21 protein-coding genes are annotated in these 18110 nt (G+C 32.3%); 11 read left to right on the forward strand and 10 right to left on the reverse strand.

Annotation, left to right across the window (positions count from 1 at the left end; all coding sequences use genetic code 11):
* The first annotated feature begins 2 nt into the window (after positions 1–2).
* The 5 genes from ASE40_RS05040 to ASE40_RS05060 are packed head-to-tail and all read left to right on the forward strand — an operon-like array spanning position 3 to position 4524.
* Positions 3–182 carry a hypothetical protein gene (locus ASE40_RS05040; RefSeq protein ID WP_057115798.1) on the forward strand — a complete coding sequence of 60 codons (180 nt, stop codon included), beginning with the start codon at positions 3–5 and terminating at the stop codon, positions 180–182.
* 13 nt (positions 183–195) lie between these two features.
* On the forward strand, positions 196–411 hold the full coding sequence (locus ASE40_RS05045) for a DUF350 domain-containing protein (protein WP_057115800.1): 216 nt from the start codon (positions 196–198) through the stop codon (positions 409–411).
* Positions 404–1924: a polyamine aminopropyltransferase gene (locus ASE40_RS05050; RefSeq protein WP_057115804.1), complete on the forward strand. Its 1521-nt coding sequence runs from the start codon at positions 404–406 to the stop codon at positions 1922–1924. Before ASE40_RS05045 ends, ASE40_RS05050 begins: the two co-directional genes overlap by 8 nt.
* On the forward strand, positions 1899–3527 hold the full coding sequence (locus ASE40_RS05055; protein WP_082586746.1) for an NAD(P)/FAD-dependent oxidoreductase: 1629 nt from the start codon (positions 1899–1901) through the stop codon (positions 3525–3527). The genes ASE40_RS05050 and ASE40_RS05055 overlap by 26 nt, the downstream gene beginning before the upstream one ends.
* The gene (locus ASE40_RS05060; protein WP_057115806.1) at positions 3505–4524 is read left to right on the forward strand and encodes a hypothetical protein; all 1020 of its coding nucleotides are present in this window, start codon (positions 3505–3507) and stop codon (positions 4522–4524) included. Before ASE40_RS05055 ends, ASE40_RS05060 begins: the two co-directional genes overlap by 23 nt.
* A 2-nt stretch (positions 4525–4526) precedes the next feature.
* On the opposite strand, the gene ASE40_RS05065 is transcribed toward ASE40_RS05060, so the two are convergent.
* The 6 genes from ASE40_RS05065 to ASE40_RS05090 all read right to left on the reverse strand — a co-directional run bounded on the left by ASE40_RS05065 (position 4527) and on the right by ASE40_RS05090 (position 10055).
* Positions 4527–5033, reverse strand: coding sequence for a GNAT family N-acetyltransferase (locus tag ASE40_RS05065; protein ID WP_057115809.1), 507 nt, complete (start codon positions 5031–5033; stop codon positions 4527–4529).
* 72 nt (positions 5034–5105) lie between these two features.
* Complete coding sequence (locus tag ASE40_RS05070; protein ID WP_057115811.1) at positions 5106–6071, reverse strand: nitrilase family protein; 966 nt, start codon at positions 6069–6071, stop codon at positions 5106–5108.
* A 69-nt stretch (positions 6072–6140) separates the two neighbouring features.
* Positions 6141–6995: a helix-turn-helix domain-containing protein gene (locus ASE40_RS05075; RefSeq protein ID WP_241774321.1), complete on the reverse strand. Its 855-nt coding sequence runs from the start codon at positions 6993–6995 to the stop codon at positions 6141–6143.
* A 180-nt stretch (positions 6996–7175) separates the two neighbouring features.
* Positions 7176–7931 carry an SGNH/GDSL hydrolase family protein gene (locus tag ASE40_RS05080; RefSeq protein WP_057115813.1) on the reverse strand — a complete coding sequence of 252 codons (756 nt, stop codon included), beginning with the start codon at positions 7929–7931 and terminating at the stop codon, positions 7176–7178.
* A gap of 71 nt (positions 7932–8002) precedes the next feature.
* Entirely contained in the window at positions 8003–8785 is a 783-nt protein-coding gene (locus tag ASE40_RS05085; RefSeq protein WP_057115815.1) for a DUF3050 domain-containing protein, read from the reverse strand.
* Between the two features lie 91 nt (positions 8786–8876).
* Positions 8877–10055, reverse strand: coding sequence for an acyl-CoA dehydrogenase family protein (locus ASE40_RS05090; RefSeq protein ID WP_057115817.1), 1179 nt, complete (start codon positions 10053–10055; stop codon positions 8877–8879).
* Positions 10056–10220: 165 nt separating this feature from the next.
* Here ASE40_RS05090 and ASE40_RS05095 point away from each other — a divergent pair, with 165 nt between their 5' ends.
* On the forward strand, positions 10221–11996 hold the full coding sequence (locus ASE40_RS05095) for a helix-turn-helix domain-containing protein (protein ID WP_057115820.1): 1776 nt from the start codon (positions 10221–10223) through the stop codon (positions 11994–11996).
* Positions 11997–12006: 10 nt separating this feature from the next.
* Here ASE40_RS05095 and ASE40_RS21845 read toward each other — a convergent pair whose 3' ends face one another.
* From ASE40_RS21845 to ASE40_RS21850, 4 genes are all read right to left on the reverse strand, one after another.
* The gene (locus ASE40_RS21845) at positions 12007–12153 is read right to left on the reverse strand and encodes an rSAM-modified peptide (RefSeq protein ID WP_128414930.1); all 147 of its coding nucleotides are present in this window, start codon (positions 12151–12153) and stop codon (positions 12007–12009) included.
* 44 nt (positions 12154–12197) lie between these two features.
* Positions 12198–12344: a hypothetical protein gene (locus tag ASE40_RS21965; RefSeq protein WP_157848499.1), complete on the reverse strand. Its 147-nt coding sequence runs from the start codon at positions 12342–12344 to the stop codon at positions 12198–12200.
* A gap of 44 nt (positions 12345–12388) precedes the next feature.
* Positions 12389–12535, reverse strand: a complete 147-nt coding sequence (locus ASE40_RS21970) for a hypothetical protein (protein ID WP_157848500.1) — start codon at positions 12533–12535, stop codon at positions 12389–12391.
* A gap of 63 nt (positions 12536–12598) precedes the next feature.
* Positions 12599–12757 carry an rSAM-modified peptide gene (locus ASE40_RS21850; protein ID WP_128414931.1) on the reverse strand — a complete coding sequence of 53 codons (159 nt, stop codon included), beginning with the start codon at positions 12755–12757 and terminating at the stop codon, positions 12599–12601.
* A 660-nt stretch (positions 12758–13417) separates the two neighbouring features.
* Between ASE40_RS21850 and ASE40_RS05100 the strand changes: the two genes are divergently transcribed.
* The 5 genes from ASE40_RS05100 to ASE40_RS05115 all read left to right on the forward strand — a co-directional run bounded on the left by ASE40_RS05100 (position 13418) and on the right by ASE40_RS05115 (position 18109).
* Positions 13418–14899: a vitamin K epoxide reductase family protein gene (locus tag ASE40_RS05100; RefSeq protein WP_241774322.1), complete on the forward strand. Its 1482-nt coding sequence runs from the start codon at positions 13418–13420 to the stop codon at positions 14897–14899.
* 58 nt (positions 14900–14957) lie between these two features.
* Positions 14958–15140 carry a hypothetical protein gene (locus ASE40_RS05105; RefSeq protein WP_057115824.1) on the forward strand — a complete coding sequence of 61 codons (183 nt, stop codon included), beginning with the start codon at positions 14958–14960 and terminating at the stop codon, positions 15138–15140.
* 68 nt (positions 15141–15208) lie between these two features.
* Positions 15209–15343, forward strand: coding sequence for a hypothetical protein (locus ASE40_RS22480; RefSeq protein WP_262487361.1), 135 nt, complete (start codon positions 15209–15211; stop codon positions 15341–15343).
* A 50-nt stretch (positions 15344–15393) separates the two neighbouring features.
* Positions 15394–15597: a hypothetical protein gene (locus ASE40_RS05110; RefSeq protein WP_128414932.1), complete on the forward strand. Its 204-nt coding sequence runs from the start codon at positions 15394–15396 to the stop codon at positions 15595–15597.
* Between the two features lie 319 nt (positions 15598–15916).
* Positions 15917–18109 (forward strand): peptidase domain-containing ABC transporter, encoded by a 2193-nt coding sequence (locus ASE40_RS05115; RefSeq protein WP_057115997.1) that lies wholly within the window; start codon positions 15917–15919, stop codon positions 18107–18109.
* Position 18110: the final 1 nt, after the last annotated feature.

Raw genomic sequence — 18110 nt, forward strand, 5'->3', positions numbered from 1 at the left:
ATATGAAAAGAATTTCAGATTTCTTTATCAATAATTGGGCGCCATTAGCAATTGGATTCTTTTGCTTTGGAGTTTATATTTATTTTGCTCTAGCAGGAAACAGAATCTGCGATTGTGAAACCACAGAAAATTACAAACCGACAGGAAGCCGTTCCTCTTATAATCATTTTTACCACAAATAAAAACTCAAACAATATGGAATTAATTCACGCGCAGCCAATAGTAAATTCAATTATTTATTCTTTTTTAGGCATTATCATTTTATTAATCGGTTATTATATTATTGAGAAACTTACTCCAGAAAATACTTGGAAAGAAGTTGTAGAAAAGAATAATATTGCTGTTGCCATTGTTTTAGCAGCATTTATCATTGGAATTTCAATGATTATTAGCGCCGCAATTCATGGGTAAAAAGTTTCTTAGGTTTGAATTTCTTTTACTCTTTGCCGTATTTATAATTGCCACTTGCGGACTTATTTATGAGTTGGTTGCAGGAACTCTGGCGAGTTATTTATTAGGCGATTCGGTAAAACAGTTTTCATTTATTATTGGCGTGTACCTGTTTTCTATGGGTATAGGTTCTTTTTTTTCAAAGTTTTTTCACAAGAATCTGCTTAACACTTTTGTAGAAATAGAAATACTGGTTGGACTTATTGGAGGTCTGAGTTCGGTAGTTTTGTTTTTACTGTTTGAAAGTGTGGGCTCTTTTCAATTCATCTTATATTTATTTGTTTTCGTAACCGGATTTTTGGTTGGTTTAGAGATTCCGCTTTTAATGAATATTTTAAAAGACAGAGTCGAGTTTAAAGATTTGGTTTCGAATGTTTTTACATTTGATTATATCGGAGCATTATTAGCTTCAATTTTATTTCCGTTGGTTTTAGTGCCAAAATTGGGAATTATGGGAACCTCTCTTTTCTTCGGAATGATTAATGTAAGTATTGCTATTGCTTTATGTTTTTTATTGAAAAGAGAACTAAAGAAACCCGCTTTACTGCGTGCAAAAGCCGTTTTTTCATTTTTATTATTGCTGACTGTTTTTGTTTTTTCGAATGATATTCTAGCTTATTCAGAAGGGAAATTGTACGGAGAAAATATTATTTATACCAATTCGACACCTTATCAGCGTATTGTTTTAACGCACAATAAAAGCGATTATAGGCTTTATTTAAATAATAACCTGCAATTCAGTTCGGCAGACGAATATCGTTATCACGAAGCTTTGGTTCATCCGGTTATGTCGATGGCAAAAAGTGTAAAAAACGTTTTGGTTTTGGGGGGCGGAGACGGTTTGGCAGTTCGCGAGATATTGAAATACAAAGAAGTGCAAAAAGTGACTTTGGTTGATTTAGATGAGGGAATGACAAAACTGTTTAAAACCAATACGGTATTGACCAATTTCAATAAAAATTCGCTTAATAACCCTAAAGTTACCGTTATTAATACCGATGCTTATATTTGGGCGAAAAGCTGTAAAGAGAAATATGATGTTGCGATAATCGATTTTCCAGATCCGTCCAATTATAGTTTAGGGAAATTGTATTCGCTTAATTTTTATCAAACTATAAAAACCATTTTGCAGCCAGACGCTGCGGTTGTTATACAAACTACTTCGCCTTATTTTGCGCCAAAATCTTTTTGGTGTATCAATAAAACGGTAATGCAGGTTTTTCCGCAGGTCGATGCGTATCATGCCTATGTTCCGTCGTTTGGAGAGTGGGGTTATACCATCGCTATAAATGGTTTTGGAACAACTTTTAATACCGTAAACCGAAAAGCTGACGGATTGAAATTTTACAATTATCAGTTTGACCGTTTTAATTATTTTACCAACGATATGATTTCAAATCAAATCGAAATCAATCGTTTAGATAACCAGATTTTAGTACGCTATTTTGATGAAGAGTGGGGAAGACTGCAATAAATCCAGAAGGAATTTTATAAAAGGTGTCGGCGCTTCGTTGCTGCTGATTCCGTTTCTGCAGTTTTGTTCTGATAAAATTGCGGTACTAATGATTCGTTTATCCGGCACCAAACATTTGCTCGGACATCGTTTGTGGATCAAAGATTTTCCTAAACCAACCAGACAAGTTGAGATTCCGTATCTAATTGTCGGAGGAGGTATTTCTGGCTTAAGTGCAGCACGCCAATTTCAAAAAAGAGGAATAACAAATTTTTTAATCGTAGAATTAGATAATCATTTGGGAGGAAATTCTTCAAACGGAGAAAACAAATATTCCAAATATCCTTTGGGTGCGCATTATCTGCCACTCCCTAATTTTCAAGATAAAGAATTGCTTGGTTTTCTCGAAGAAGAAAAAATAATTCTGGGTTACGATCCAAAAGGTTTTCCTGTTTTCGATGAATTACAATTGACTTTTGCACCAGACGAGCGTTTGTTTTACAAAAATAATTGGCAGGAAGGCGTTGTTCCAAAAGACGGAAACACGGCTTCTGATGATTTGGAGTTTCAGAAATTCTTCAAAAAAATGGATGTTTTTAGAACAGCAAAAGGAGAAGATCAGAAATACTTATTTGATATTCCGCTTTATCTTTCATCGTCAGATGAAAAGACGAGAGCTTTAGATAAAATTACAATGAAGAAATGGTTTAAAGATAATCATTTTACCTCTGAACCTTTATTCAATTATATCGATTACTGCTGTAAAGATGACTTTGGTTTAGGAATTGAATTTGTTTCGGCTTGGGCAGGGATTCATTATTTTGCAGGAAGAAAACAAGACAGCACAGCCGAAAAACACGACAGCGTTTTAACTTGGCCCGAGGGAAATTCGCGTCTTGCCAATCATTTAAAAAAGTATACAAACGATAAAGCTTTAAAAAGCCATTTGGTTTATGAAGTAAAAATCGAAAACAACAAAGTAATTGCAAAAGCTTTTGATGATGTCAGCAAAACAGCTGTTGAAATCATTGCCAATAAAGTAATAATGGCTTCTCCGCAATTTGTAAATCAATATTTGATCAAGGACAGAAAAACGTTTACCAAAGATTTTCATTACACGCCTTGGCTTTTAGCAACTTTGGTTGTAGAGGATTTGCCCGATGATTTCAGTTTTCCACTGGCTTGGGATAATGTAATTTACGGTTCCAAAGGTTTGGGTTATGTTTACGATCAGCATCAGAATTTAAATCAGGTTCAGGAGAAAAAAGTAATTACGTATTACTTTAGTTTTTCTTCTGCAGATTTAAGAAAAACGAGAAAAGAGCTGTATAAAAAAGACAAAGAATATTGGAAACAGTTTGTTTTGAATGATTTAAAAATTGCGCATCCTGATATTGAAGAATATACAGAAGACATTGAAGTTTTTCTATTAGGGCACGGCATGATTTCGCCTGCGCCGGGGTTTATTTTTGGAGAATCGAAGAAACTAGCCAAACAGAATATTCAGAATGCTGTTTATTTTGCACATAGCGATTTATCGGGAATTTCGATTTTTGAAGAAGCTTTTCACCAAGGAATTAATGTTGTAAATGAGATTTTAGATGGAACAACCGTGGATTCATAAAGCAAAAACAGATTTAGCATTCATTATAGGTCCGTCATTTTTTGTGCTGGCCATAATTTTTATTTTTCAAGGTTATATTACGAGAATTGAAGAAAATTATTCTTTTTATACTTGGCTTTTTTTAATTGTTTTTATTGATGTAGCACACGTTTATGCAACATTATTCAAAACCTATTTTGTTGCCGATGAATTCAAGAAACAAAAACAAAGATTGATTCTTTTACCGATTATTTGTTTTGTTACAGGAATTGTACTTTTTTCTCTTGGCAGTTTAATTTTTTGGTCGTTTTTGGCTTATGTTGCTGTCTTTCATTTTATCAGACAGCAGTATGGTTTTATGAGATTGTACGCCAGAAAAGAAACCAAAACTAAAATATCGGTTTGGATTGATAATCTGGCAATTTATGCTTCAACTGGATATCCAATGTTGTATTGGTTTTTTTCGTCTAAGCGAAAGTTTAACTGGTTTGTAGAAAATGAATTTTTTAGGTTTGAAAGCCAAACAATCTTAGAAATCCTATTTTGGATTTATATCGGAATTTTGATTTTGTATGTCTTTTATACTGCCATAAAATCAATTCGAAATCACTTTTTTAATATTCCGAAAAACAGCATTATTCTAGGAACAGCACTTTCTTGGTATTTCGGAATTGTGTATTTTAATGACGATTTGATTTTTACTTTACTAAATGTCGTTTCGCACGGAATTCCGTATATGGCACTAGTTTATTTTAAGGAAATTGACGGCAAATCAGATTCAGAATTAGGTCGTCTGTCTTTTTTAAAACAATATAAAGGCATTCTTGTTTACGTTGGTATCTTAGTTTTAATTGCCTTTTCAGAAGAATTTCTTTGGGAACTTTTTGTTTGGAATGAAAACATAAACATAACCAATTTTGATTTTTCGAGTTGGCAGATTTTATTAGTTCCGTTGTTGAGTGTTCCGCAGTTTACGCATTATCTGCTGGATGGATTTATCTGGAAATCTAAAAAATAAATTTAAACCTTAATCTCAAACAAACTAAAAGAACCTTCTTTGTAATGTTCTGGTAATTCATTGGTCCATTCTATGGTGCTGATTCCTTTGTATGTAAAACCACAGCTGGTGTAATACTTATTTATTCTTTCGTTTCCGCTGTGTGTGTCAAGACGAATGTATTCTTTACCATTTTCTTTGGCATATTCCTTAGTCCATTCTATAATTTTTTTAACATACGACTGCCCTCTGAATTTTGGATTCGTAGCAATACGATGCAAATATACCGCAGGATCTTTGCTAGCTTCTTTCCAAATAATTTCATCATTAAAAGTAATTACAAATGTACAAGCAACTTCATCTCCTTCTTTGATTACAAAATGACGATTTTCGGCAATTTCTTTTTCTATTAATGCTCTTTCAAAACCTCTCCAGCTTTTATTATTGACTGTTTTTTGATACGATGTAGCTTGATTGTAAATATCGAAAACAGCGTCGATATCTTGAGTTGTAGTTTTAAAAAATTCCATTATTGGGCTAATTCTGTAAATTAATGAATCTTCAAAGATAAATCTTTCAACAGCTTTATACGGGTGAAATGTTTAATTTATGCTTTTTTTATCAGGGTTTAACCAAACGACATTTTGTTCAGAATTGTGATCTTGTCCAATAATTTCTTTGTACAATTCTGGTCTTCTAGCTTTTATATAACGATTTCCTCCTGCTTGAATGCATTTTTCGGGAGTAATTATAGCTGCTGCAAAAGAATCATCAAAAGTTCTGCATTCTGCCAATATATCTCCAAACGGATCAATAATCATAGAACAGCCATTTTTGAGCTGGTCGTCATCCATACCAATCGGGTTTGAAAATATGGTATAAACCGCATTGTCATAAGCTCTTGCCGGAAGCCATTTCATAAGCCAGTCACGGCCTTTCATCCCATCAAATTCTAATCGTAACGATGTTGGATCAGCTTCTCGGTTTTCCCAAAGCTGCGGAGCAACAAAACCAGCGCCCGGTCGGGTAGAAGGTGTGCACATTGTTACATGAGGCATAAAAATAATATCGGCTCCTAGAAGCTTTGTGGCGCGGACATTTTCTATAATATTATTGTCGTAACAAATTAAGATACCGCATTTCCATCCTGCAATTTCAAAAACACAATAACGATCTCCAGCGGTTAAATATGGATTTATAAAAGGATGTAATTTTCGATATTTGGCAACTAGACCATTTTTATCAACACATACATAGGCTTTGAATAAATTATCATTTTCATCTTTCTCAAAAAGCCCTGCCAATATTACAATGTTGTTGTTTTTAGCAATTTGAGTCAATTTTAAAATACTTTCCCCGCTCGGAATTAATTCTGCCAAGTCTAGCATTTGCTCTTTGGATAGATTTCTTGCGAATGTATATCCTGTTATTGAACATTCGTGAAACGAAATTACATCGCAGCCTTCTTCAGATGCCTTTTTCGAAAGCTTTTCAATTACAGATAAATTATAGTTTTTATTGCCGCTTTTGTTTTCAAATTGAGCTGTAGCTATTTTTAGATTTTTCATATTGGTCACTATTAATTAGGGTCAAAATTAGTGTGAGCAATACGTTATAAATTGTATAAAACCGACATTTTAGAATGTTGATGCGGGAAATCTTTTTATAAGATTATTGGTTAGTTTTCCCGTGGTGCAGACATATTCTGTTGGAGTAATTCCAGTATGTTTTCTAAATTCTTTTATTAAATGCGACTGATCTGAAAATCCAGCATCATAACAAATTGTGGTTAGATTGGTGTCGTCAGGTTTGTTTTTTAATAATTTCAAAAAATGATGGATTCGTATAACATTCCCAAATTTCTTTGGATTTAATCCAATGCATTCTTTGAATTTTCTTTCCAAATGTCTTTCGGTATACCCAGTGTATTCTACCAATTGTTTTATAGAAAAGATACCTTTTTTGTCAATGATAAAATTTAGGGAACCATTTATTAGGAACTGATTTGAAGACGGTTTAGAAGCAATGATTGATCTGAAGAAATGATTTAAAAGATTAACACGAGCCTGATTATTTTGTTCTAATAATTTTTCTTGGAGCTCAATAATTTTTTGGTCAAACACATCTTCTACCGGAATAATAGAATCGTGAAATTCATGGGCAGGAATTCCTAATAATTGATGAATTCCGTTGGGTTGGAAAACGACAATTATTAATGTTATTTTATTCTCAGAATATAGATCTTTAAAACAGTTAAGCTGTCCATACAAAAATGAAGCTGGTAAATAATCTTTTACTTCGCCGATTTCAGAAATGAGTTTACTTTTTACAGAAAATACAATACCAGTATTACCATCAGAAAACAAACGAAACTTTTGGACAGCAGTTTCTGCATTATCTAAAAACAGATAATGTTTGATATAAGGTGATAATTCTTTTGATGGCGAAACCTGCATAACTCTAATTGATTTGAATGCAAATTGAAATGTCATTTTGCAAGTAATTATGAGTTTAGCAAAATTAGGGATATTTTTCTTGAAAAACTTTTATTATCTAATCTAGCCCCGATAGAAACGATATCCTTTGCGGCGGGGTTCGCCGCAAAAGATATAGTGAATAGCGGGACTAAAGGTGTAATGAAAATGAATTTTCTGCTTCTGGAAATAAAAATATTAATTCTGCAAAGCTTTTTTTACCTCCGGCATCATTTTGTCCACAAATAATTTATAGGCTGATTCTGAAGGGTGTAAACCATCTGAAGCAACAAGATTGGGACTGTTGAGTCCTTGTCGTGTAATGTCTGTAATGGAAACAAAAGCCACTTGATTATTGGCACAATATTTCTCGGCAAAAGAATTGTATTGGTCAATTTCGGCAGAAATCGTTGAGGTTTGATCACCGGCGAGACTTTTTCCGTAAGGCGTGTAAGCATAATCTGGAATAGAAATGACTACAACATTTTTTCGGTCACCTTTGGCAAGCATGATTGCTTTGGTTACCAATTCTGGAAATTCTTTTTCGTAAACCGAAAAATTTCTGTGTTGATATTGATTGTTTACACCAATTAAAAGCGTCACCAAATCGTAATTGGCTTCTGGATTTTGTGTGTTTATTGCTGAAAGTAAATTGGATGTTGTCCAGCCTGTTGTAGCAATTATTTTTAGCGAAATTGTACTGGAATACATCGCGTTTAAACTGGTCTTTAATTGTTCTGGAAAACGACATGTAGCACAAACACTCTGCCCGATTGTGTAACTGTCACCTAATGCTAAATAATTGATCGAACTAGCAATTGGTGGTTCTGGGGTTTTGGGAGGGTTTACAACTGGCGGTGTAGTTGTGATAGGGGCAGATTCTTCTGATGAGCTGCAGCTCAGAAGAAATACTGAAAGTATAATGGTAACTATTTGTTTAAAATGTGGTTTCATAATTTGTTTAAGTTTAAATCTTGAGGTCGTTTTAAACAAATAGTTACGTTAAATATGCGGGTTTGGATTTATTAAACCATTTCGGTTTTCATCACAATATCTTCTTCGATTGCATTCCAAAGTCCGATACGTCTTTCTAGGGCTAGAATAGAAACTTCTTCTACTTCTTTCCATTTTTGAGCATCATCTTCGCATAATTCTGTAATCATCTGCATGGCCATTGGTCCGTGTTCGTCGGCATCCAATTCGATATGTCTTTCAAAATAGTAAAGCAATTTTGTCAAATCAACTTCGGGAAGATTCTTTTGGAAATTTTTTAGGATTTCAGTAAACATACTCGGAATCAAATCTTCTCTTCCAAAAGTAAATGCAGCGGCAATTTGGTGTGGTTTTCCTTCTTCAATAACTCTAAAAGTAAAATCTAAGAAAGCTTTCACATTCGGGTGCAGCTGACTTTGTTTAATAGCAACAAATATATTGTGAAGCGAACTTACTTCTGATAGGAAATTTAAAATACCAGTTGTGTCAGCGCCACAAGCTTCCATTGCTTCCAAATACATTTCGTAGTGACTTTGTCTTCTTCCGTCAAGCGTTAAATCTGTTTCTTCGGCAAGAACAATTTCATTAATTAAATAACGAGTTTCTGGATTTTTAGTAGCAAACCAAGGAGTTGTTGTGCAGGTAAGTTTGGCTTGTAAAGCTTTCAATAACGACATAAAATCCCAAACAGCAAAAACATGACTTTCTAAAAAACTATGTAAGTCATCTATGTTCTGAATCTTATTATATAAAGAATGTTTTAACAGTTGGTCTTTTTGTGGTTGTATGCTTTTGTTTATTGCTTCAATATTCATTTTTGGAAAAAATTTTGGTGCAAAGATAAAAAGCTTCTTTGTTAGAAGAAGCTTTTTAGATCGATTTTGTATATATTTTAATAGTTGTCTACTATTTAAATGCTGGAATTCCAGTCACATCCATTCCAGTTATTAGTAAATGGATGTCATGAGTTCCTTCATAAGTAATTACACTTTCAAGGTTCATCATGTGACGCATAATAGAGTATTCGCCAGTGATTCCCATACCTCCAAGCATTTGTCTAGCTTCTCTTGCAATGGTAATTGCCATGTTTACATTATTACGTTTTGCCATCGAAATTTGTGCTGTAGTAGCTTTTCCTTCATTTCTTAAAACACCTAAACGCCAGGTTAATAATTGCGCTTTTGTGATTTCAGTAATCATTTCGGCTAATTTCTTTTGCTGTAATTGAGTACCTCCAATTGGTTTTCCAAACTGAATTCTTTCTTTAGAATATCTTAATGCCGTATCGTAACAGTCCATCGCCGCTCCTATTGCTCCCCAGGCAATTCCGTAACGAGCTGAATCTAAACAGCCAAGCGGAGCTCCTAAACCAGATTTATTAGGTAAAAGATTTTCTTTAGGAACTTTTACGTTATCAAAAATCAACTCTCCAGTTGCAGATGCACGAAGCGACCATTTATTATGCGTTTCTGGAGTTGTAAAACCTTCCATTCCTCGTTCTACAATTAAACCATGAATTCTTCCTTCTTCATTTTTTGCCCAAACAATAGCAATATCAGCAAAAGGCGCATTTGAGATCCACATTTTGGCACCATTTAAAAGATAATGATCTCCCATGTCTTTAAAATTGGTAATCATACTTCCAGGATCAGAACCGTGATCTGGTTCGGTCAAACCAAAACATCCTATAAATTCACCAGTTGCCAGCTTCGGAAGGTATTTCATTCGCTGTTCTTCATTACCATATTTCCAAATTGGATACATTACTAAAGAAGATTGAACAGATGAGGTAGATCTTACGCCAGAATCGCCTCTTTCAATTTCCTGCATGATTAAGCCGTAGGAGATTTGATCTAATCCCGCTCCGCCATATTCTACAGGAATATAAGGTCCGAAACCGCCAATTTCTCCAAGTCCTTTAATAATTTGTTTAGGAAATTCTGCTTTTTGAGCATATTCTTCTATTATAGGAGAAACTTCCTTTTTTACCCATGCACGAGCAGATTCTCGAACTAATTTATGTTCGTCGGTTAGTAAATCATCTAGGTTATAATAATCTGGAGATTGAAATAAGTCTGGTTTCATGTTTTTTAATTTTACTTAAACAAATTTACGTAATAAAAATATAACAAATAACGCTTAAATTGTTATATTTTTTTAAGGCAAAAATAAAATTAATAGGAATTTGGCAAATTAATTGTAGTTTATTGATAATTTATAGACTATTTTTGAATACCAAAAACTAATTAAATGAGGCTGATCATCTCTTTTTTATTTTTATTGATACTTAATACTACTGTGGCTCAACCTAAAAAAGAGCTTACTGAACAAGAGTATTTAGAATTGCAGGATAAAATTCGTTTCAGCATGAACGGTAATTTTGATGAAGGACTTAAGTATGCTGCTGAATTACAAAAATCTAGTAATAATGAACATTTAGCTTTTGCTTATGGATCAGGATCTTATTTATATCAACTAAAGAACAATAGAGCTAAGTGTGATGAATGGTATAAAAAAGCACTAGAATATTATAATAGAATTCCCGAATCTGTTCAAAAAATAAATCTTCGCGCCTACTTATATAATTATAGAGGATTAACGGAATGGAAAAGAAAAAATTTCAGTAATGCTTTAAGTAATTACCAGGAAGGAATAAAACTTTCTACCAAAACATTGGATGTTATACAGATCGTTAAGTTTAAAAGCAATATAGCTTTAGTTAATGAAGAAGTAGGGAATTATGAACTTGCTATTAGAAATCTAAGGCAGAATAGTATTTTTTTAGATAAAAATGAAAGTCTATACGAAAAAGATCAATTTCAAAATAGTAAAAGTAATATTTATACCAATTTAGGAAATGTCTATGAAGGCTATTTCATGAAAGCTCGAGGTAAATTATTTTTATTAGATTCTGCCGAATACTTTTATAAAAGAGCAATCAATTATTCGCAAAATTATTTAGACAATAAAATTACTTCTACTCTTAGTTTAGGAAATATTTATCTATACAAAAAAGATTTTAAAAATGCAGAAAGAACCTACTTCGATATTTCGATGTATGCTAAGCAAAATAATGATGATTATTATTATAGGATTGCAAATTATAATTTAGGAGACCTTTATCATTCATTAAAAAATTATGATAAAGCTTTGGTATTTTTAAAGAAGGTTGATTCTATGTCTGTTAAAGAAAAAAAAACAGATAGAATTTCTTTTCAGTCCAATTATCTTCAGGCTAAAATTTATAGTGCAAAAAATGAACCCGAATTAGCTTTCAAATATTCTAAAATGTATTTAGATTCTTATGAAAAGTACGAAGGAGAATTAAGAGAAGAAGCTTTAGAAGTCAATTACAAACTGGGTACGGCGAATCTTAGCGATGAGATGATAAGCATTCAAGAAAAGTATAAGTACGAGGTTTTATGGAATAAAGCCCTTAAAGTTTTATATGTTATTTTGGTTGTTGGAATTGTGTTTTTCCTAATTAAAAATATTCGCGACAAAAATAAAGCACAGAAAAAAATGAATGCTTTAATTGAAGAATTTAAAGCTAATCTGGAGAAAAAAGAAATTGAAAAAGCTGAAATCGAAAAAGCAGCTGCAGAACAAAATATACTTGTTGAAACTCCAGAACTAGAAGATACATTACTTAAAAAGGAAAATGCAAACCTTAGTATTGATGAAGCTAAAGAAAATAAAATTGTAGAAAAATTATTGGCACTAGAAGAAAAATTAGAATACCTAAATCCTGATTTTACATTGTCTTATGTTGCCAAAAAAATCAAAACTAATACAACTTATTTGTCTTATGTTGTAAATAAACGATTTGGTAAATCTTTTGGAGAATATTCTAATGAGTTAAAAATTAATTATGTTATTAATCAAATGATTACAAACCACTTATATCGTAAATATTCAACACAGGCAATTGCAGAAAGTGTTGGGTTTAAGAATGCGGTTTCATTTGCAAAATCGTTTCGCAAAAGAACTGGAGTATCTCCAGCTCAATTTGCGAACAATATTTAAAGCTGTACTATTAACCATTTCCGTTTCCTCCAGTACCTTTAGCAGGATTGTTTTTTGGATCAACATCTTCTCCATCACCGCCTCGGATAACTTTTTGAGCTTCTTTATTTATTTTTTCTAATTGAAAGTCTTCAAATGTCAATTTTATATTTTTCATGTCGTATGTTTTTTAATTATTATTTACACTATTATAAATGAGGGTTAACCATTTCCGTTTCCTCCAGTACCTTTAGCTGGATTGTTCTGCGGATCGACATCTTCTCCATCACCGCCTTTTATAACTTTTTGAGCTTCTTTATTTATTTTTTCTAATTGAAAATCTTTAATTGCCAATTTTATATTTTTCATGTCGTATGTTTTTTAATTATTATTTACACTATTATAAATGAGAGTTAACCATTTCCGTTTCCTCCAGTACCTTTAGCTGGATTGTTCTGCGGATCCACATCTTCTCCATCACCGCCTTTTATAACTTTTTGAGCTTCTGTGCTTATTTTTTCTATTTCAAAATCTTTGATTTTCAGTGAATTATTTTTCATGTTTCTTTTTTTTTGGATTGCTTTTTATACTATTTACTATGTATTTTAATTTTGTAGAAAGAATTAACCATTTCCGTTTCCTCCAGTACCTTTTACAGGATTGTTTGTGTCAGTAGGTGGTGGTGTTTGGCTGTCATTACCTCCGCCTTTAATAGCTTGCTGTTGTTGTTTAGAAATTGTTTCTGTTTCAAAATTTTCTAATGTGAATGCTGAATTTTTCATGTCTTTTAATTTTTTTGGATTTAAATTTAATACGATTAATCTTTCATAAAATTTTTAAGCAATTTTGTCATATTGCGATGAAAAAGCGCTAAAAATTGGTTTACGTTAAGAATTTTGGGTTGTTATTTTACTTAAAAAAAACAATAAAATTGAACTTTATTTATAAGTTAAATCTTGTCAAATTATTTTTAAGCATTGCTTTTTTGGGGGGATTTTTGCTGCGAATTTGAGGTTGATTTTAGACTTTTTTTGAGTCATTTTAATCTCTTCTATTTTGTTTTTTCTTCTTCAAAACCATTCGATTTTGATACCATGTTTTTCATGTTTTTCGGTATTTAGATTATTGCTTTTCCAAAACTAGGCAAAAAGTAAAGCCGTTAATCGAAAATAGCCTTTCTGAGCTTTTTATACTAGATAATCAATCATAATATATTGTTTTACAGTAATTTATGTTGTGTACTATACTTGGTATAATTTATAAATTGTATGTGGTATAATTAATAAATTGTATATATGCATGCGATTTTTATCAATAAAAACTACAATATTTGCAGTGTAATTATGATTTAAAAACGATCAAAAGCGATGTTGAAACTGGTCCAAAAATTTCTACAAATTAATCGATACTCAGATATAAAAAATGAGTTCAAGGATCTGTTTTTGTCTCATCCCAATTATCCGAGTTTATTTGCGATTACAGATTCATTCGATTTGCTTTCTGTAGAGAATGCAGCAGTAAGAGTTTCGAAAGAGCAAATTGTAGATTTACCGTCTAATTTTTTGGCGTATTTTAAAGATGAATTGATATTGGTTGAAAAGACTAAAAGTGGTGTTCGAATTACGACTAACAAAAAAGGAACTCAAAAGTTATCTTATGATAAATTTCTTTTGGACTGGAATGGAGTAATTGTTGCTATTGAGCCAAATAATGTAGTTTCGAGAGATAATTTAAAAGTAGAATATAATTGGTTAAAATATTTTCTGCCTCTTGCCCTTCTTACAGGATTATCTTTTTTCTATAACGGCTTTGATTTATTTAGTACTATTTTTTTAGTAACATCAATATTGGGTTTAATCGTGAGCATATTTATTGTTCAGGAGAAATGGGGTGTTAAAAACACTGTAATTTCAAAATTTTGTAATTTAAGTTCTAACTCTTCTTGTCACTCAGTAATTAGTTTTAATGACGATATAGCAAATAGATGGTTGAGTTTTTCAGATTTACCATTGCTTTTCTTTAGTTCAAGCATTATTGCAATTTTGGTACAGCCATTGAGTTCAGCAGTTTTTGTTGGGTTTTTAAGTCTGTTGGCAATTCCAGTAGTAGTTTGTTCTATTTGGATTCAGAAATTTGAAATTCAAAAATGGTGTGTTATGTGTTTAGCAGTATCATTTTTAATTGTAGTTCAAAGTGTTTTATGGTTTTCATCAGACCTATTTACATTGAGCTTTAGTTTAAGTGCTATTTTTCCTTATGTATTTTCTTTATTGCTTTTAATCCCGATTTGGGCAGCAGTTAAAGTGATGATTAGAAAAATGCTCGATAATGAAAGTTCATTAAAAGAACTTAAAAAGTTTAAAAGAAATTATTCTTTATTAAACTTCTTGTCTAAGAAAGTAAAATACACAAAAGGATTTGAAGATTTAAGAGGGTTGAACTTTGGAAATAAAAATGCAGCCGTAAAGCTTTCTATTATACTAAGCCCAAGCTGCGGACACTGTTATAAAACTTTTCAGGAAGCTTTTGATCTAGTATTAAAGTTTCCGGATAAAATATATTTGAACGTTCTTTTTAATATTAATCCAGAAAACAACGACAATCCTTATAAGGCAGTTGTTGAAAGACTTTTAACTATTAATAGAACAACGCCTGGAAAAACAGTAGAGGCAATTTCTGATTGGTACATTAAGAGAATGGTTCATAAAAAATGGCTTAAAAAATGGCCTGTTGAGTCAGTGAGTATGATGATTAGTCAGGAAATTCAAAAACAATATGATTGGTGTTCAATGAATAATTTTAATTACACACCAGTTAAAATTGTAAACGAAAGGTTATTTCCAAATGAATATGAGCTGAATGAGTTAAAATACTTCTTGAACGATTTTGTCGATGAAGTTCAAATTTTAGAAAAAACAGCATAAAATGAAAACAGAATTTAAACTGTTTAAATAGAAATAATAACCCCTAAAACCTGCAGTTATGTTAAAGAATATTTTGAAGTTGAAAGGTGCAGTAGAATTATCTGCTAATGAGCAAAAAACAATAAACGGAAGTAACGCTCCTATTTGTGATGACGGATTTAAAGCTAAAAGATGTACAGAATTTGGAACAGTATCATCATATTGGGATTGTGTGCCAAATAATTATGTCGGAAGCTGTTAAGGAAATTTTTAAGCATCAAGTTTTTTACAGATTTGAGGCTTATACCCAGAAAACGTAAATAACCAATTATGTTAGAAAAGATTTTAAAAAGTAAAGAAACTAAAAAGCTGACAAAAAAAGAGCAGAAAAACATTTTGGCAGGTGAATATGCACTAGAACCAAATTGTAATAATCCTGCTGACGAAAAATATTATGCTTGCTAATTTGAATATTTAAATAGTAACAGAGACCAAAAACTCTGTTACTATTAAAAATGAGATTAAAGATGTTAAAGAAAATTTTAAATCTGAACGGTGCTCAAAGTATTAATAAAAATGAGCAGAAAACCATGAGAGGAGGAATTCCTGAGTGCTGGATTTATGCCTTAGAAGCTGGATGCATTTTAATTTCATCAGACGAAACTTGTCCTTTAAATACCACATCAGGTATTTGCGATACAAGTCGTCTTTGTTGTTGATTTTTTTAACTTTTTTAGAAGTAATACGATATAGCCTTATTTAGAATTTAGTCATGTTTTTTTTGAATGTATAGGCGCTCGATCGTGGAACATTGAGCAAATTCTCAGTATTGATGATTGGTACTGGGATTCTTAGGAGTTGGCCGCTGTGTTAATTTTAATTGGTTAGGGTAAACCGCGGCCATGTCCTAAAGAAATTGTGTTACTGGTAATTTTGTTTTTAAATACCCAAACAGAGAAGATTTATATCTTCTCTGTTTTTTTATGGATTAACAAGAATTTTTTTTCTTAAATTGGCCTTGAATAAATCAAATTGAAATTGAAAAAATTCACTCATTACAGACAAGCCGATCATAAAGATTGCGGACCGACATGTTTAAAGATAATAGCTAAATATTACGGTAAGACAATCAATATTCAGGAGTTGAGAGATTTTAGCGAAACAACTCGTGAAGGAAGTAATTTGCTTTTTTTGAGTGATGCTGCCGAGAAAATCGGTTTTAGGACTTTAGGGGTTAAATTGTCTGTAAAGAGAATAGAGGAAGCTCCGCTGCCATGTATTCTGCATTGGAATAAAGATCATTACGTTGTACTTTACAAAATAAAAAAAGGCAAATACTATATATCCGATCCCGCTTTTGGACTTTTAGAATATAACAAAGAAGATTTTGTTAAGTTCTGGATTGGTAATAACGCAGGCGACGAGACGAAGGAAGGAATTGCATTACTGATCGAAGCGACACCAAACTTTTTTCAATCTGATTTTGACAAAGAAGAAAATTCCGGTTTAGGATTTAAATTTCTTTTTAAATATTTATTTCAATACAAATCATTTCTTATACAGCTTGCAATTGGACTTGTAGCCAGCAGTCTGCTGCAGCTTATTTTTCCATTTTTAACCCAGAGTATAGTCGACGTCGGGATTCAGAATCAGAACATTCATTTTATCTATTTAATTCTTTTTGCAATGCTTTTTATTTTTGCAGGAAGGACTGGTTTGGAGTTAATTAGAAGCTGGATTTTACTCCATTTATCAACGAGAATCAATATTTCGTTAATTTCAGATTTCTTTATTAAATTAATGAATCTGCCTATTTCCTATTTTGATGTCCGCATGACAGGAGATATTATGCAGCGAATAAACGATCACCGCCGTATCGAGAGAATACTTACCACATCCTCTCTTAATGTGCTGTTTTCTGTAATAAATATGTTTATAATGGGAGCGGTTTTAGCCTATTTCAATCTGCAGATATTCTTAGTTTTCTTTTTAGGAAGCGTACTTTATTTTGCATGGATAACAATGTTCCTAAAAAGAAGAGAAGTTTTAGATTATAAACGTTTTGCAGAAGTTTCAAACGAACAGAGTAAAGTAATGGAGCTGATAAACGGCATGCAGGAAATAAAGCTTCATAATGCCGAAAAACAAAAACGCTGGGGCTGGGAGTATGTGCAGGCAAGACTTTTTAGGGTTTCAATAAAAGGCTTGGTTTTAGAACAGGCACAAACGATCGGTTCGTCGGTTATCAATGAGCTTAAAAACATTTTTATAATTCTTCTTTCTGCAAAACTTGTAATTGATGGATCCATTACATTAGGGATGATGCTCGCGATAAGCGCCATTGTTGGAAATTTAAATGGCCCAATTACTCAGTTAATAGAATTTGTTAGAGAATTGCAGGATGCTAAAATTTCACTTGCCAGATTATCCGAGATTCATCAAAAAGAAGATGAACTGCAGCAGGAAGTGCACCAGACAACTGAAGTGCCGAATGATGTTGATATTGAGATTAAAAATCTTTCGTATCGTTATTTAGGGTCGGATATTCCAGTATTGGATAATTTAAGTTTAATCATCCCGGCCAATAAAGTAACTGCAATTGTGGGTGTCAGCGGAAGCGGTAAAACAACCCTGATGAAACTGCTTTTGAAATTTTACGAACCCGAAAAAGGAGAGGTTTTAATTGGAAATGCACAGCTTAAAAATATATCTCAAAAAGCCTGGAGGTCAAATATTGGTGCTGTGATGCAGGAAGGCTTTATTTTTAGTGATACAATTGCTAATAATATTGCTTTTGGAGTAGACAGGATAGATAAAGAAAGATTAATCTACGCTTCAGATGTGGCAAATATTAAAGAATACATCAGCAGTCTGCCGTTGGGTTTTAATACTAAAATAGGAGCGGAAGGTATTGGAATGAGCACAGGCCAGAAGCAGCGACTTCTTATTGCCAGAGCTGTTTATAAAAACCCAGAAATACTTTTCTTTGATGAGGCTACTTCTGCATTAGATGCCAATAATGAGAAAGAAATAATGAAAAAATTAGATATTTTTTTCAAAGATAAAACGGTAATCGTAATTGCGCATCGATTGAGTACTGTTATGAATGCAGATCAGATTGTGGTTTTAGATAAAGGAAAAATTATCGAAATCGGAAGTCATTCAGCATTAGTAGAACAGAAGGGAAATTATTTTGAACTGGTTAGAAATCAACTGCAATTAGGAAATTAAT

It is taken from the genome of Flavobacterium sp. Root935 (assembly GCF_001429295.1).
Taxonomy (GTDB): domain Bacteria; phylum Bacteroidota; class Bacteroidia; order Flavobacteriales; family Flavobacteriaceae; genus Flavobacterium.

Excerpts from the sequence above, each read along its gene's own strand:
- ASE40_RS05040 (WP_057115798.1), top strand. The coding sequence starts at position 3 with ATGAAAAGAATTTCAGATTTCTTTATCAATAATTGGGCGCCATTAGCA.
- ASE40_RS05045 (WP_057115800.1), top strand. The coding sequence starts at position 196 with ATGGAATTAATTCACGCGCAGCCAATAGTAAATTCAATTATTTATTCT.
- ASE40_RS05050 (WP_057115804.1), top strand. The coding sequence starts at position 404 with ATGGGTAAAAAGTTTCTTAGGTTTGAATTTCTTTTACTCTTTGCCGTA.
- ASE40_RS05055 (WP_082586746.1), top strand. The coding sequence starts at position 1,899 with ATGAAGAGTGGGGAAGACTGCAATAAATCCAGAAGGAATTTTATAAAA.
- ASE40_RS05060 (WP_057115806.1), top strand. The coding sequence starts at position 3,505 with ATGGAACAACCGTGGATTCATAAAGCAAAAACAGATTTAGCATTCATT.
- ASE40_RS05065 (WP_057115809.1), bottom strand. The coding sequence starts at position 5,033 with ATGGAATTTTTTAAAACTACAACTCAAGATATCGACGCTGTTTTCGAT.
- ASE40_RS05070 (WP_057115811.1), bottom strand. The coding sequence starts at position 6,071 with ATGAAAAATCTAAAAATAGCTACAGCTCAATTTGAAAACAAAAGCGGC.
- ASE40_RS05075 (WP_241774321.1), bottom strand. The coding sequence starts at position 6,995 with ATGACATTTCAATTTGCATTCAAATCAATTAGAGTTATGCAGGTTTCG.
- ASE40_RS05080 (WP_057115813.1), bottom strand. The coding sequence starts at position 7,931 with ATGAAACCACATTTTAAACAAATAGTTACCATTATACTTTCAGTATTT.
- ASE40_RS05085 (WP_057115815.1), bottom strand. The coding sequence starts at position 8,785 with ATGAATATTGAAGCAATAAACAAAAGCATACAACCACAAAAAGACCAA.
- ASE40_RS05090 (WP_057115817.1), bottom strand. The coding sequence starts at position 10,055 with ATGAAACCAGACTTATTTCAATCTCCAGATTATTATAACCTAGATGAT.
- ASE40_RS05095 (WP_057115820.1), top strand. The coding sequence starts at position 10,221 with ATGAGGCTGATCATCTCTTTTTTATTTTTATTGATACTTAATACTACT.
- ASE40_RS21845 (WP_128414930.1), bottom strand. The coding sequence starts at position 12,153 with ATGAAAAATATAAAATTGACATTTGAAGACTTTCAATTAGAAAAAATA.
- ASE40_RS21965 (WP_157848499.1), bottom strand. The coding sequence starts at position 12,344 with ATGAAAAATATAAAATTGGCAATTAAAGATTTTCAATTAGAAAAAATA.
- ASE40_RS21970 (WP_157848500.1), bottom strand. The coding sequence starts at position 12,535 with ATGAAAAATAATTCACTGAAAATCAAAGATTTTGAAATAGAAAAAATA.
- ASE40_RS21850 (WP_128414931.1), bottom strand. The coding sequence starts at position 12,757 with ATGAAAAATTCAGCATTCACATTAGAAAATTTTGAAACAGAAACAATT.
- ASE40_RS05105 (WP_057115824.1), top strand. The coding sequence starts at position 14,958 with ATGTTAAAGAATATTTTGAAGTTGAAAGGTGCAGTAGAATTATCTGCT.
- ASE40_RS22480 (WP_262487361.1), top strand. The coding sequence starts at position 15,209 with ATGTTAGAAAAGATTTTAAAAAGTAAAGAAACTAAAAAGCTGACAAAA.
- ASE40_RS05110 (WP_128414932.1), top strand. The coding sequence starts at position 15,394 with ATGAGATTAAAGATGTTAAAGAAAATTTTAAATCTGAACGGTGCTCAA.